This is a genomic window from Sinorhizobium sp. B11 (assembly GCA_039725955.1).
Classification (GTDB): domain Bacteria; phylum Pseudomonadota; class Alphaproteobacteria; order Rhizobiales; family Rhizobiaceae; genus Rhizobium.
The window spans coordinates 3,934,892-3,947,321 of sequence record CP091034.1 but is presented as its reverse complement, the minus strand read 5'-3'; the positions used below and the strand labels follow the sequence as shown (position 1 = coordinate 3,947,321).

The 12,430-nt window shown below is 61.1% G+C and carries 13 protein-coding genes and 1 pseudogene; 9 read left to right on the top strand and 5 right to left on the bottom strand.

Annotated features, from left to right (window positions below; all coding sequences use genetic code 11):
* Positions 1 to 30: 30 nt before the first annotated feature.
* Together LVY75_29605 and LVY75_29600 are read right to left on the bottom strand one after the other, a co-directional pair.
* Positions 31 to 1,413 (bottom strand): sensor histidine kinase N-terminal domain-containing protein, encoded by a 1,383-nt coding sequence (locus LVY75_29605; protein XAZ22920.1) that lies wholly within the window; start codon positions 1,411 to 1,413, stop codon positions 31 to 33.
* Positions 1,410 to 2,087 carry a response regulator transcription factor gene (locus tag LVY75_29600; GenBank protein XAZ22919.1) on the bottom strand — a complete coding sequence of 226 codons (678 nt, stop codon included), beginning with the start codon at positions 2,085 to 2,087 and terminating at the stop codon, positions 1,410 to 1,412. The genes LVY75_29605 and LVY75_29600 overlap by 4 nt, the downstream gene beginning before the upstream one ends.
* Before the next feature lie 262 nt (positions 2,088 to 2,349).
* Between LVY75_29600 and LVY75_29595 the strand changes: the two genes are divergently transcribed.
* Together LVY75_29595 and LVY75_29590 are read left to right on the top strand one after the other, a co-directional pair.
* Positions 2,350 to 2,862: a GNAT family N-acetyltransferase gene (locus tag LVY75_29595; GenBank protein XAZ22918.1), complete on the top strand. Its 513-nt coding sequence runs from the start codon at positions 2,350 to 2,352 to the stop codon at positions 2,860 to 2,862.
* Positions 2,863 to 2,930: 68 nt separating this feature from the next.
* Positions 2,931 to 3,995 (top strand): ABC transporter substrate-binding protein, encoded by a 1,065-nt coding sequence (locus LVY75_29590; GenBank protein XAZ22917.1) that lies wholly within the window; start codon positions 2,931 to 2,933, stop codon positions 3,993 to 3,995.
* A 109-nt stretch (positions 3,996 to 4,104) separates the two neighbouring features.
* On the opposite strand, the gene LVY75_29585 is transcribed toward LVY75_29590, so the two are convergent.
* Complete coding sequence (locus LVY75_29585) at positions 4,105 to 4,938, bottom strand: class I SAM-dependent methyltransferase (GenBank protein XAZ22916.1); 834 nt, start codon at positions 4,936 to 4,938, stop codon at positions 4,105 to 4,107.
* Positions 4,939 to 5,465: 527 nt separating this feature from the next.
* Between LVY75_29585 and LVY75_29580 the strand changes: the two genes are divergently transcribed.
* From LVY75_29580 to LVY75_29565, 4 genes are all read left to right on the top strand, one after another.
* On the top strand, positions 5,466 to 6,410 hold the full coding sequence (locus LVY75_29580) for a tripartite tricarboxylate transporter substrate binding protein (protein ID XAZ22915.1): 945 nt from the start codon (positions 5,466 to 5,468) through the stop codon (positions 6,408 to 6,410).
* On the top strand, positions 6,407 to 6,898 hold the full coding sequence (locus LVY75_29575; protein XAZ22914.1) for a tripartite tricarboxylate transporter TctB family protein: 492 nt from the start codon (positions 6,407 to 6,409) through the stop codon (positions 6,896 to 6,898). The genes LVY75_29580 and LVY75_29575 overlap by 4 nt, the downstream gene beginning before the upstream one ends.
* Before the next feature lie 92 nt (positions 6,899 to 6,990).
* Positions 6,991 to 8,508 (top strand): tripartite tricarboxylate transporter permease, encoded by a 1,518-nt coding sequence (locus LVY75_29570; protein XAZ22913.1) that lies wholly within the window; start codon positions 6,991 to 6,993, stop codon positions 8,506 to 8,508.
* A 289-nt stretch (positions 8,509 to 8,797) separates the two neighbouring features.
* The gene (locus tag LVY75_29565; protein ID XAZ22912.1) at positions 8,798 to 8,968 is read left to right on the top strand and encodes a hypothetical protein; all 171 of its coding nucleotides are present in this window, start codon (positions 8,798 to 8,800) and stop codon (positions 8,966 to 8,968) included.
* Positions 8,969 to 9,094: 126 nt separating this feature from the next.
* Here the strand turns inward: LVY75_29565 and LVY75_29560 are convergent, their stop codons facing one another.
* Positions 9,095 to 10,189 carry a DUF475 domain-containing protein gene (locus LVY75_29560; protein XAZ22911.1) on the bottom strand — a complete coding sequence of 365 codons (1,095 nt, stop codon included), beginning with the start codon at positions 10,187 to 10,189 and terminating at the stop codon, positions 9,095 to 9,097.
* Between the two features lie 371 nt (positions 10,190 to 10,560).
* Between LVY75_29560 and LVY75_29555 the strand changes: the two genes are divergently transcribed.
* The 3 genes from LVY75_29555 to LVY75_29545 all read left to right on the top strand — a co-directional run bounded on the left by LVY75_29555 (position 10,561) and on the right by LVY75_29545 (position 11,893).
* Positions 10,561 to 10,800: a hypothetical protein gene (locus tag LVY75_29555; protein ID XAZ22910.1), complete on the top strand. Its 240-nt coding sequence runs from the start codon at positions 10,561 to 10,563 to the stop codon at positions 10,798 to 10,800.
* 38 nt (positions 10,801 to 10,838) lie between these two features.
* A complete protein-coding gene (locus LVY75_29550) occupies positions 10,839 to 11,018 on the top strand; it encodes a hypothetical protein (protein XAZ22909.1) in 180 nt (59 codons plus the stop codon).
* Positions 11,019 to 11,176: 158 nt separating this feature from the next.
* The gene (locus tag LVY75_29545) at positions 11,177 to 11,893 is read left to right on the top strand and encodes a hypothetical protein (protein XAZ22908.1); all 717 of its coding nucleotides are present in this window, start codon (positions 11,177 to 11,179) and stop codon (positions 11,891 to 11,893) included.
* 51 nt (positions 11,894 to 11,944) lie between these two features.
* Here LVY75_29545 and LVY75_29540 read toward each other — a convergent pair.
* Positions 11,945 to 12,403: pseudogene (locus LVY75_29540) on the bottom strand (hypothetical protein).
* Positions 12,404 to 12,430 lie beyond the last annotated feature (27 nt).

The window sequence follows — 12,430 nt, the reverse complement described above, 5'->3', positions numbered from 1 at the left end:
AAGGCAGAAAGGTTAACGCGGGGATGACGTTCAGGCAGCTCTGTTGAAGGTCACCGACGCCTTCAAGCCCCTGCCGCCGCGGCCGGGGATGAGTGTCAGTCTTGCGTTGAAAAGATTGGCGATTTCCTCAACGATCGGCAGGCCGAGACCCGCGCCGGGCGCACCGGATTCATTGCCGCGCGAGAAACGCTTTCTGACCGCTTCGAGCTTTTCGGGTGGAATGCCCGGGCCATTGTCCTCGACCTCCAGCCGCACCGTCTCGGCATCTTCAAGGATACGCACGGTCACTTCTGCGCCCTGGCCGGCATAGGCAATGGCGTTGCCCGCAAGATTGCGCAGCATTTCGCCGATCAGCAGCGGTTCGGCGCGGATCATGGCTGGGCCTTCACCCTCGAAGCCGAGATCGATGCCGGCTTCGGCAGCACGCGGGATCTGCTCGCCGGTGATCTCCTGGGCGATGGCGGTGAGATCGATGGCCGAGGCTGTCAGCGCTTCCTTGGCGGTGGCGGCATCGATCTTGGCCATGAGCAGAAGCTGCGCAAGGATACGCTCGGCATGGGCGACCGCCTGATCGCCCTTGAGGGCAGCGTGCTGTGCCTCATCCAGCGAGCTGGAGCGAGCGGAGAGGGCAAGCTGGGTGCGGATGATGGCAAGCGGCGTGCGCAGCTGATGGCTGGCATTACCGGTGAAATTGCGCAGCGCATCGAGGGCCGATTGCAGGCGCACCATGAAGGAGTTGACGGTATCGACGAGCGGCTGCACCTCGCTCGGCACGGATTGTTCGATCGGGTGCAGGTCGTCGGGGCTGCGTTCGCCGATGGCATCGCCAAGCTTGTAGAGCGGTCGCAGTGCCACCGTGACAGAGATCCAGACGATGACGGCAGCACCGGCAATCATGACAGCGAGACGCAGGGCCGAGCGCACGAGGATCGCCTGGGCGAGCTGACGGCGGGCGATGGTCGTTTCTGCGACGGTGACAACGAACGGCACGGAGCGGATACCGGTCGAGGCGGATCGTCCCAAGGTCGCGACGCGGATCGGCTCGCCACGGAAGATATCGTCTGCGAAGGTGGCGGTATCGCCCTGCGTTTCCTTCAATACAGGAAGCGCCTGATATCCGGTGATGAACGTTCCGGGCGGGCCGTCTACACGGTAGAAGACACGGTCCTGCGCTGCCGAGGTGAGCATCTCCAGCGCGACATAGGGAATGTCGACCTCGAGCGTGCCGTCTTCGGCGACGACCACGCGTTCGGCAATCGCCAGTGCCGAGCCGGCCAGCACGCGGTCGGAAACGATATTCGATGTCTGCACGGCCTCGCGCCAGGTATCGGCAAGCGCCAGCGTGCCGATGACGGCGGTCGAGACAAGCAGCCAGAAAAGCAGTCGGCGCCGGAGCGAATAGGCAGCCGTCATGAGGCCTCGGGCAGTTTGTCGAGGTAATAGCCGATGCCGCGTGCGGTCTTGACCGTCAGGCCGTGCGGCGAGAGCCTTTTCCGCAGCCGGCTGACATATTGCTCGATGGCATTGGACGAAATGTCGTCATCGAAAGCGGTCAGCGACTGCATGATTGCTTCCTTGGCGACAACCTTGCCAGCACGCATGAAGAGGATTTCCAGAAGGCCGAGTTCGCGGGCGGGAATATCGAGCGGGGTATTACCGGCCGAAAAGGCGCGAGAGTTAAGGTCGAGCGAGATCGCCCCGAAACTGACGGTCGAGGAATGCAGCCCAGCCTGGCGACGCAGGAGCACGCGGACGCGCGCCTCGAATTCGGCAATGTCGAAGGGCTTTATAAGATAGTCGTCAGCGCCGAGATCCAACCCTTTGACGCGTTCTTCAGGGGAGCCGCGCGCTGTCAGGATAAGCACAGCAGCCCGGCTGCCGCGCGCGCGCATGGCGCGCAGCACATCCAGCCCGTCCATCTCAGGCAGGTTCAGGTCAAGAATGACGAGATCGAAATTTTCGGCTGCAATCACGGCGTTGGCCGAGGCTCCGTCATGGACGACATCTACGGCATGGCCCGTACCACGCAAGATCGCCGACAGGCCGTCGGCCAGCGCGATATTGTCTTCGGTCAGCAGGATGCGCAACGGATGTTTCCCTCGAATTTTTGAGGGAGTTTATCAGGGACGGCAGCCCGATGTCACAGCGATTCTGGTAATTGGTGAATGGAGAGTGGTGCGTGGGAACTCACACCCCGCGGCAGCAAACTGCCGAGGGAAGAAATACGCCGCATGTCGTGAGCCGGACCCGCTGCGACGCCGTTGACCAGTGTCGATGCGCCGACATGCCGATGGCGGGGCGCAGCCTGTCATGATAAATATAGGAGAGAAGCTCGGGGAGGCTTTGCGGATGGGGAATCTGTCGGTTGCACTGGTGGAAGGCCCTGAAGAGATCGATGCTGTTCGGCATCTCAGCCGGGCCTTCCGACAATGGCTCTACGACAACTATCCGGACGAGCGGGCCCAGATCGAACTTTACTACAGTCCGGAAAAATTCGAGGCGATGCTCGCCGATTTGCCGAAGATCCACGCAAGACCACAGGGCGCAATGTTCCTGGCGCGGCTGGATGGAGAGATTGTCGGCTGCGTGATGCAGCATGAGATCGCGCCGGGCATATCGGAGATGAAGCGGCTCTTCGTTTCCGATCTGGCACGCGGCAGCGGGGCAGCGCAGGCGCTCTGTAAGGCGTCCCTTGCTCAGGCCAAGAAGGATGGCTACCGGATGATGCGGCTCGATACCGGCCATCGGCAGGTCGCTGCTCAGAAGCTCTATCGCCGCCTGGGTTTTCGCGAGCGAGACGCCTATTACGACATTCCCGATGATCTGAAGCCGATCCTGCTGTTCTTCGAGCGCGAGCTTTGAAGCCCGACGGTAGCGACCATTGGAAACCGACCCTTGTCTGGCCTGTGCAGCTCGGGCATTCTTGCTCGATGAGGAGCGTTTTTTTTCTGTTTTTGTGCCTGGTGCCCGGCTTTGCGGTCGCGGATCAGGTCTTCTATCCGGCGAGGTCGGGCAATGCCGGCGCGCCGGTGCTGACCGTCTATTCCTCGCTCGACGAGCCGCTGGCCCAGCCCATGATCGCCGGCTTTCAGGACGCCAATCCGGATGTGGCGGTCAAATATGAGGACATGCTGACAGGAGATATATACGACCGTATCGTCAAGGAGACAGATGCAGGTCACAAGACGGCGGACTTCGCCTTCTCCTCTGCAATGGACCTGCAGGTAAAGCTTTCGAATGACGGCTATGCGCAGGTGAGCGATCTGCCGATGAGCGCCCAATGGCCGAAATGGGCGAACTGGCGCAACACGGCCTATGCATTGACCTTCGAACCGGCCGTCTTCGTTTATCACAAGCCGAGCTTCGTCCATGAATCTGTCCCGAGTTCGCGAGCGGAATTCGTCGATTACCTCAAGCGCAAGGGCAATGAAGTCTATGGACGGATCGGGACTTATGACATCGAACGTTCCGGCGTGGGCTTTTTGTTCATGGCGCGCGATCAGGAGCAGTTCGGCGACATCTGGTCGGTGATCGGCGCGATGGGCGCGGCCGGCGTGAAACTCTACTCCACGAGTTCGGCGATCCTCGAGCGGGTCGCCGACGGGCGCTTCGTGCTCGGCTACAATATTCTTGGTTCCTATGCGGCCGATTGGGCTTCGCGTCATCCTGATGTCGGCATCGTGTTGCCGAAGGACTATACGGTCGTGATGTCACGTATCGGCCTGGTGCCTCAGGCGGCGGCCGAACCGGAACTCGGGCGGCGATACCTTGCCTTCTTCATGTCGAAGGAAGGCCAGACGATCATGGCGCGCGAGTTGCAGATACCGGCCGTCAGCCCGGAAGTTGCCGGCGAGAACACCGCCAATACCTTGCAGGAACTGCTCGGCGCACAGTTGCGTCCGGTGCCGGTCAGCCCGGGTCTCATGGTTTATCTCGACCAGGTGAAGCGCGCCCGGCTGATTGCGCACTGGAATGAGGTGCTGCGGACGCAATAGGAACCCGCTCGCCGGTGCCGCCGCTTGGCAGCGCCGGTAATGGCAAGGGGCGAAGCTCGCTTGCCGCAAACCTCATCCTTTCGCATCGATGCTGCCATAACCGCAGCAATCAGCCTTTGTGAATCACCACTTCCAGATATTCCGCCGGCACGACCATGGTGCCATCCTTGGCGCGGTTGAAGCGTGCGATGAGCGCGAGGAAGTCCTCCTCGAGAGCCGTCTTTCCCGGCTGCGGCAGAGCCTCGAAAGCCTTGTAGACGGGACCATACCAGGTGCGGAAAACCTCCAGCCAGTGTGCCGGCGAGCGATAGCGGAAATTATACATCCGCGACGTTGCCTCGATGCCGGCCTGGCCGTCGAACATTTCCTCCAGCCGGGCCTTCGTACCCCAGAGTGCAGGCGACCTGACGCCCGGCATGGGCGGAATATGCTTGCCTATCGTCTTGAAGACCTGGCCGATGAAGCTCTCCGGCGTCCAGTTGGCCATGCCGATGCGCCCGCCGCGCCGGGAGACTCGCAGCATTTCCTTTGCCGCCTTGTCCTGATCCGGCGTGAACATGACGCCGAACGTGGAGACGACGACATCGAAGCTTGCATCCTGGAAGGGTAAAGCTTCCGCGTCGGCCTGCTGGAAGTTCACCGCCAGGCCGTTTGCCATCGCCCGCTCTCGGCCGCGCTCCAGAAGTTCCGGGACGTAGTCGGTCGAGGTCACCTCGGCCCAGCGACGTGCAGCAGCAAGCGTCGCATTGCCGTTGCCGGCAGCAATATCGAGAACCTTTTCGCCGGAACGCAGGTCGAGGGCCTCGCATAGATTTTCGCCGACGATCTGCAGCCGGGCGCCGATGACGGAATAATCGCCGGATGCCCAGGCCGACTGCTGACGCGACTTCAGCGCGGCGAGATCCGGCGCGGGTTGAGCTGTGGCATCTCCTGTGGTTTGCATGGCATGTTTCCCCTCATGTCGGCGAGGATGGGCCATTGCCGCGATCGCTCGCCGGTTTCGCCTAATTCAGGTTTTGAGCGCAGCCTTCGACCGGTTTCTTGAAGTGCTCCAGGTCGGCTCGCAGGCGGAGCGTGCCTCGGGATGGCAATCGGCCTAGGTACTCATCCGCCATTTGCCTTCCGATTGTCCCCCGCGCCGAAGTATCCGCCATGTCTCCGCTGGCGTCCAGTACAGACAATGTACTAGTCATATGCCTGCCCTGGGTATGTGCTGCCATCTTTCGCGCGAAGGTAGCCAAATTGCGGCAAAAAAGTGTCCTGCGCACTGGATATCCCGAGGATGTCAGCTAAATGACAGCTTCATATGATGGCTTGGGCTACTTCTTCTCCGTGGAGGCGGAGAGTTGAAGAATTCCGGGAGGACTTCCGCTCGCTATCAGGACAATTGCGTCCACCGATCGGTGATCTCTCCTCATTTTCAAAAAATAGCACAGGCGGTTCGCTCAGCCGCAGTACGGAGGACACATCGTGAAGCACACTTTCATCGCAACTCTTTTGGCAGCGGCTATTGCGCTGCCGGCCTACGCCGCCGATTACACCATCATCGCTCCGGCAGCGCCCGGCGGCGGCTGGGACCAGACGGCTCGCTCACTGCAGACGGTGCTGCAGCAGGAAGGTATTTCCAAGAGCGTTCAGGTTCAGAACGTACCCGGCGCCGGCGGCTCCATCGGTCTTGCGCAATTCAGCAGCCAGAGCGCAGGCAATCCGAACGCTCTGATCGTCGGCGGCTACGTCATGGTTGGCGCGCTGCTGACCAACAAGTCGGTCGTCACGCTGAAGGATGTCACCCCGATCGCTCGCCTGACCGGCGAGTATGAAGCTGTCGTCGTTCCCGCCGCGTCCGACATCAAGACGCTCGCCGATCTCGTCACCAAGCTGAAGGCCGATCCCGGCGCCGTTTCCTGGGGCGGCGGTTCTGCCGGCGGCACGGACCACATCGCCGTTGGTCTGATCGCCAAAGCTTCCGGTGTCGATCCGACCAAGATCAACTATGTCGCCTTCTCGGGCGGCGGCGAAGCACTCGCCGCTATCCTCGGCGGCCAGGTCACAGCTGGCATTTCGAGCTACAGCGAATTCGAATCGCAGGTGAAAGCCGGCACGCTGCGTCTGCTCGGCGTTTCCAGCGATGCCCGCATCGACGGCGTCGATGCACCGACCTTCAAGGAAGCCGGTACCGACGTTTCCATCCAGAACTGGCGCATGGTTGCCGCCGCTCCGGGCCTGACCGATGAAGAAGTCGCCTCGATTGCGGCTGACTTCGACAAGCTGCACAAGTCTGCCGCCTGGCAGGAAACCCTGAAGACCAAGGGCTGGGCCGACACCTACCTTGCAGGCGACGAGTTCAAGGCGCAGCTCGAAAAGGATGTCTCGGCTACCGCGGGCATTCTCAAAGATATCGGTCTCGTTCAATGAGTGAAGCCGATACCTCATCGGCAACGAAGCGCCGCCCCGATTGGGCGGCGCTGATCATTGCCCCTTTCCTCATCGTGGTCGCCGTCGTGGTCTTCTGGGATGCCTCGCATCTGAAGACGATCGCGCAGTATGACCGCATCGGACCGTCGACAGTGCCGAAAGTCGTAGCACTCGGCCTCTTCTGTCTTGGCATCTGGACGGCTTTCGAAGCCTGGCGCGGCGATTTTCCGGAACGCGAACATCAGGAAGTGGCGCCAGTCATCTGGGTTGTGGCGGGCCTTGCCGGACAGATGCTGCTCCTGCGCACCGCCGGTTTCTCGATTGCGACGGGCGTACTCTTTGCACTCACCGCGCGCGGTTTCGGCAAGCGCCAGATCTGGTTCTCGCTGCCTATCGGCATCATCATGAGTTTCATTGTCTGGACGATCTTCTCGCAGCTCCTGCAGCTCTCGCTGCCGGCCGGGCCGCTCGAACACCTGTTCTTCTGATAGCGCTCGCCTCGCACCGGGCGCTCTCAGTTTCGTTGCTTTTGCGCGGATGGTCCTGTGCCCCCTCAGGAGCCGCCGCTTGGGAAAAAACCATGAGCACATTCGAATTCCTCTGGCAGGGCATTCTGGTTGCTGCGCAGCCGATCAACCTGCTTTACGCCCTCATCGGCGTAACCCTCGGCACCGCCGTCGGCGTGCTGCCGGGAATCGGCCCGGCGCTGACGGTCGCGCTGCTTCTTCCTGCCACCTACAAGCTCGACCCGGGCGGCTCGCTCATCATGTTCGCCGGCATCTATTACGGCGGCATGTATGGCGGCTCGACCACGTCGATCCTTTTGAATACGCCGGGTGAAAGCGCCTCGATCGTCACGGCGCTCGAGGGCAACAAGATGGCGCGGGCAGGGCGCGGCGGACCGGCGCTGGCGACAGCGGCCATCGGCTCGTTCGTCGCCGGCCTTATCGCCACACTCGGCCTTGCTTTCGTGGCACCCTACATCGTCAAACTGGCATTGGTTTTCGGTCCGCGCGAATATTTCGCGCTGATGGTGCTTGCCTTCGTCACCGTCTCCTCGGCCTTCGGGGATTCGGCGCTGCGCGGTCTCACCTCGCTCTTCATCGGCTTTGCGCTCGCCATGGTCGGCATCGACCAGCAGACCGGGCAGGCGCGCCTGTCCTTCGGCATTCCCGATCTGCTCGACGGTATCGAGGTGACGACGCTTGCCGTTGCGATGTTCGCGATTGGCGAGACACTCTATATCGCCGCCCAGGGGAAGCGCGGCGAAGACAAGGTGGAGGCGGTACGCGGCTCGCTCTGGATGAATGCGCAGGACTGGGCGCGTTCCTGGAAGCCCTGGCTGCGTGGCACGATCATCGGCTTCCCGATCGGCGCCATGCCGGCGGGCGGTGCTGAAATCGGCACGTTCCTTTCCTATGCCACCGAAAAGCGTCTTTCGAAGAACCCGGAGGAATTCGGTCATGGCGCGATTGAAGGCGTTGCCGGTCCGGAGGCTGCCAACAATGCTTCGGCTGCCGGCACTCTGGTGCCGCTCCTGACGCTCGGTCTGCCGACATCGGCGACGGCGGCGATCATGCTCGCTGGCTTCCAGCAATATGGTCTGCAGCCGGGACCGCTGCTGTTTGCCACCAACCCACGGCTCGTCTGGGGTCTCATCGCCAGCCTGCTCATCGCCAATGCGATGCTGCTGGTGTTGAACCTGCCGATGATCGGCCTCTGGGTCCGCCTGCTGACGGTCCCGAAACCGTGGCTTTACGCCGGCATCCTGCTGTTTGCCACGCTCGGCACGATCGGCGCCAACCCCTCGGTCTTCGAACTCGGCATGCTGCTCGGCTTTGGCGTTCTCGGTTATGTCATGCGGATCTTCGGCTATCCGATCGCGCCTGCCGTCGTCGGTCTCATTCTCGGACCGCTGGCCGAGCAGCAGCTTCGCCGTGCGCTCTCGATCAGTCAGGGTGACGTAACCACACTCGTCATGTCGCCGATCGCCTGCGGCCTGCTGATCGTGGCGGCTGCCGCCTTCCTCATCCCGCTGATCCTGAGATTGCGTGGCCGCGGCCAGGTTCTCTCTCAGCTCGCGGCAAATGAAGACTAAAACAAAAAGACGACCTGACCCCTAATTCAGGCCGGCCGTGGCAACATGGCCGGCCTTTCTTTTGGCGTTTAACAATTTTTTCCGGCTGAAATCCGCTGTCCTCTCCAATCATATGATTGAAATCGAATGATAAAATTGGATTTGTAGTAACGTTTCCCGGACTGTTTTTCATTTGCCGGCGAAAGAAATATGCGCTTTTTGCATGGCAGCGGTGATTTCTTGCGCGTTGTGAGTGCATGCGGATTTTCCCATCTAGGAAAGGTCAACGAAAGAGCGAGAGGAAAAGAAGATGTCCGCTTTCAGAAAGTCGATCCACAATGGTTTCCTGGCCCGCGCCTTTGCAGCGCTTGGTGCCGCAAACGCAGTCAGCGCCGCTGTCGAAGGTGGCCGCAAGCCGCGCGCACGCGACCTGCAAGAACTCGGTATCGATCCGGTAAGTTTCGGCCGTGTCATCCGGTAAGACGTGCCGAATGCGCAGATTGAATGCCAAATCAGATATTGAATGAATGAGCCCGCAACCGATGGTCGCGGGCTTTGTTTTTGGACTATCCGAGCCGCAGCGCCAGACCGCAGCGGCTTTTGCTTATCAGGCGTGAAGGCGCTCCCGTTCGGGCATATGCGCTTCCTTCTGTCGCTCCTGTCTGTTGTAGCGGATCGAGGACCAGAGCGAGATGCCGATGAGGGCAGCGCCGCCAAGGCCAGTGATGACCTCGGGTATGTGCGTCAAGGTCTGCACATACATGATCACCGAGAGGATCAGGATCGCGTAGAAGGCGCCGTGTTCCAGGTAGCGGTATTCGGCAAGCGTTCCCTTCTCCACCAGCATGATCGTCATCGAGCGCACATACATGGCGCCGATGCCGAGACCGATGGCGATGATGAAGAGATTCTGCGTCAGTGCGAAGGCGCCGATGACGCCATCGAAGGAGAAGCTGGCATCCAGAACTTCCAGATAGATGAAGGCGCCGAGGCCACCCTTTGCCGCTTCGCTCATCGCGCGCTGCGATGCGTCGAGGAGACCGCCGATGACTTCGACCACCAGGAAGGTCACGAGACCGTAGATGGCGCAGTAGACGAAGGTGGTCGCGTCTTCACCCTCCAGGAGAGAGGAGAAGAGCAGGATCAGCAGGAGCACGAAGGCGATCTCGATGCCCTTGATCGCGGCCGAACGCGCCATGATCCGCTCCAGTGAGCCGATCCAGTGGACTTCCTTCTCATGGTTGAAGAAGTAGGTAAGGCCGACCATCATCAGGAAGGTACCGCCGAAGGCGGCGATCGGCAGATGCGCGTCATTCATGATGCGGGCATATTCTGCCGGCTCGCGGGCCGCCAACACGAGCGCTTCCCACGGACCGATCTGGGCCGCGATGGCGACGATCGCCAACGGGAAGACGATGCGCATGCCGAAGACGGCGATGATGATGCCCCAGGTCAAGAACCGGTGCTGCCAGACCGGAGTCATTTCCTTCAGCTTGTTGGCGTTGACGATGGCATTGTCGAAGGAGAGCGAGATCTCCAGAACGGCTAGCACGCTGCAGATGAAGAAGACGGTTGCCATGCCGCCCAGCGTGCCGGTCGATTGCCAGCCGAGAAATGCGCCGAGCGCAAGGCCGAGCGCCGTGACGATGAAGGCCCAGCGGAAATAGCCGAGCGAAGACTTGTGGGATTGAGGCTGGCTCATGACTGCACCTCGCAGCCGCAAACCGTTTTTGAAGATGAGGTGAAAACAGAAAAACGCATACCGCAACGGGCATGCGCGTTTGGCATGGTGAGCTTTTTCATCGATGAAAAATCCGCCGGCTAATTTGCAGGCGGTACCGACATCACGAGAGCGCCGTAAAAACTCTCGCCAGAGGGGCCCGGCACCAGGGTTCCCCCGCAACCGATGTCTGGATGAGGCGCGGGTGCCTCACTAGGTAGTGAAGTTGCTGCCCCAGTCAAGACGTGGGCTCGGTCACGGTTACCGATTTCTTTGGAACCATGCGAGCGCTCACCCGTTAGAACCTAGCTGAGCCGACGAACGCAGCTCAGAATTCTTGAAGGAGGGCGACGATGCATAATTCGACCCATGTTCCCGACAGGCGCACGGAAGCCTCGGACCGCATCAAGCGGGCGAAACCCAATCGTATGCAGAAGGCACAGGTTCTGCCGCCGCATCATGTGGACCTGACGCTGACCCCGGGTGTTATCCACGACATTCACGTGCCGGCGCATGTGACCGGCAGCGATCTTTCAAAGGGCGGTCCCGACATCAAAAGCGACAATGCCCATGTCGCAAAACCCGTCCGCTGAAAACCAGTTCCGCAATCCATCAAACAGGTGAGACACGAATGACGATCAATCTTGTGCCGCGCGATATTTTCATCCAGCACGAATATGAATGGCAGGCCGTGCGCGATGCGGCCGAGCGCCGGATCGATATTGGCAAGCGCGAGATGCCATCTGTGCAGCCGAGCGGGCAAACAGCGAAGACGCCCGCAGCGGCACCTTCGGCAGCGCAAGGCTGCTGAGTCCCAGGTAGAATTTACACGAGACGCCCGGCCATGAAGCCGGGCGTTTTCGTTTCCGGCGAATTTCGGCTTGGGAAAGCGATCCGTGGCGATGCCTTGCCAACCTTTCGGAAAGGATTGCGCTGCGATAATCCGCCCCGTTCAAGGGAATCGGATCGATGGCCAAGACAGCAACACGCGGCCGCCGCAAGGCGCCGGCAAAGAGGAAGAGCGGCGCATCCTCCGGAGGCGCGATGCCCTGGTTGGTGCTCGGCATCGCCGCGGTGGGCGCCATTGCCGCCTATGACAACTGGAAGACCATCCGCCCGATGTTAGGGAAGGCACCGGCTGCCGTTATCCGCGAAGCGGCTGAAGCCAAGCCTCAGGCACCCAAGGAAGCACCGAAGCAAGTTGCCGTCGCAGCACCTGCCGCCAAGCCGCGGCAGACGAACGATCCGGTGCCGCCTGCGGCGATCCCCTCGGCTCCAGTGCCGACCGCAAAGATCGTGCCGGCCTCTATCTCCCCTGTTGCCCCGTCCTCTTCGGCAACCGCCAAGGCCGCCTTTGGATATTGCGGGCAAGGCGAGCATATCAATTGCGTCGGCGATGCCGGCACCTTCTGGTACAAGGGTGAGAAGATCGTCATCGCTGATATGGTGAGCCCGGATGTCGACCGCGCTCGCTGTGAAGACGAACGGAAGATCGCCTTTGCCGCCAAATCCCGTCTGCTCGCGCTGCTGAACGCCGGTCCGTTCAACATGAATGCTGCCGGCAAGGTGGATGACCGTGGCGCGCCGCGTGTCATTTCGCGCGACGGGCGCTCCTTCGGTACGCGTCTTATCAATGAGGGCCTGGCGAGGAAGCCGGGATCTGCCTCGAGCTCCTGGTGCGCCTGAGGCCGTCAGTCCAGCGCTCTCTATTTTCCACCGTTTTTTCCGTGCCGGCGCCTTGCCGTTGGTGCGGAAGCTGCCCGTGAAGGCCGAATCCTTGCTTTCCGCCGTGCACTCGATGGCCATCGGCTTGCCGGCATAGGGATTGCCGAAGGTGCAGAAGCCGGCAACCTTCACTTCACCCGTCATCTTGTTGCCGACGCCGGTGGTGACGAGGCTGAGTGGCAGGCGGGCATTGCCATTGGATGCGGGCTTGATGCCCTTGCCGTCGCCCTGGAAGCCCAACAGCTTGCCATCAGAGGTGAAGATGAAGGTGACCGTGCCGTTGACGAGCGTCACACTTGCCAGCTCTCCCTTGCAGCCCTTCGTGGCATCAAACTTGGCAACGACCAGCTTCTGGCACTTGCCGCCGAGCGCGATGACGCCGGGCGCACCCGGAAAATTGTCATCCGCCTGCGCTGCTGCGGCAAAAGTGAGGGTGGAGAAGGCGGCGATGGCAAGCGCAGATAATTTCATTTCGATTCGAACCCCGTGAACTGACGA

What these genes read in the sequence shown, in the direction of transcription:
- LVY75_29545 (XAZ22908.1), top strand. Translation starts at nt 11,177, where the DNA reads ATGGCCAAGACAGCAACACGCGGCCGCCGCAAGGCGCCGGCAAAGAGG.
- LVY75_29555 (XAZ22910.1), top strand. Translation starts at nt 10,561, where the DNA reads ATGCATAATTCGACCCATGTTCCCGACAGGCGCACGGAAGCCTCGGAC.
- LVY75_29595 (XAZ22918.1), top strand. Translation starts at nt 2,350, where the DNA reads ATGGGGAATCTGTCGGTTGCACTGGTGGAAGGCCCTGAAGAGATCGAT.
- LVY75_29565 (XAZ22912.1), top strand. Translation starts at nt 8,798, where the DNA reads ATGTCCGCTTTCAGAAAGTCGATCCACAATGGTTTCCTGGCCCGCGCC.
- LVY75_29550 (XAZ22909.1), top strand. Translation starts at nt 10,839, where the DNA reads ATGACGATCAATCTTGTGCCGCGCGATATTTTCATCCAGCACGAATAT.
- LVY75_29570 (XAZ22913.1), top strand. Translation starts at nt 6,991, where the DNA reads ATGAGCACATTCGAATTCCTCTGGCAGGGCATTCTGGTTGCTGCGCAG.
- LVY75_29560 (XAZ22911.1), bottom strand. Translation starts at nt 10,189, where the DNA reads ATGAGCCAGCCTCAATCCCACAAGTCTTCGCTCGGCTATTTCCGCTGG.
- LVY75_29585 (XAZ22916.1), bottom strand. Translation starts at nt 4,938, where the DNA reads ATGCAAACCACAGGAGATGCCACAGCTCAACCCGCGCCGGATCTCGCC.
- LVY75_29590 (XAZ22917.1), top strand. Translation starts at nt 2,931, where the DNA reads ATGAGGAGCGTTTTTTTTCTGTTTTTGTGCCTGGTGCCCGGCTTTGCG.
- LVY75_29605 (XAZ22920.1), bottom strand. Translation starts at nt 1,413, where the DNA reads ATGACGGCTGCCTATTCGCTCCGGCGCCGACTGCTTTTCTGGCTGCTT.
- LVY75_29575 (XAZ22914.1), top strand. Translation starts at nt 6,407, where the DNA reads ATGAGTGAAGCCGATACCTCATCGGCAACGAAGCGCCGCCCCGATTGG.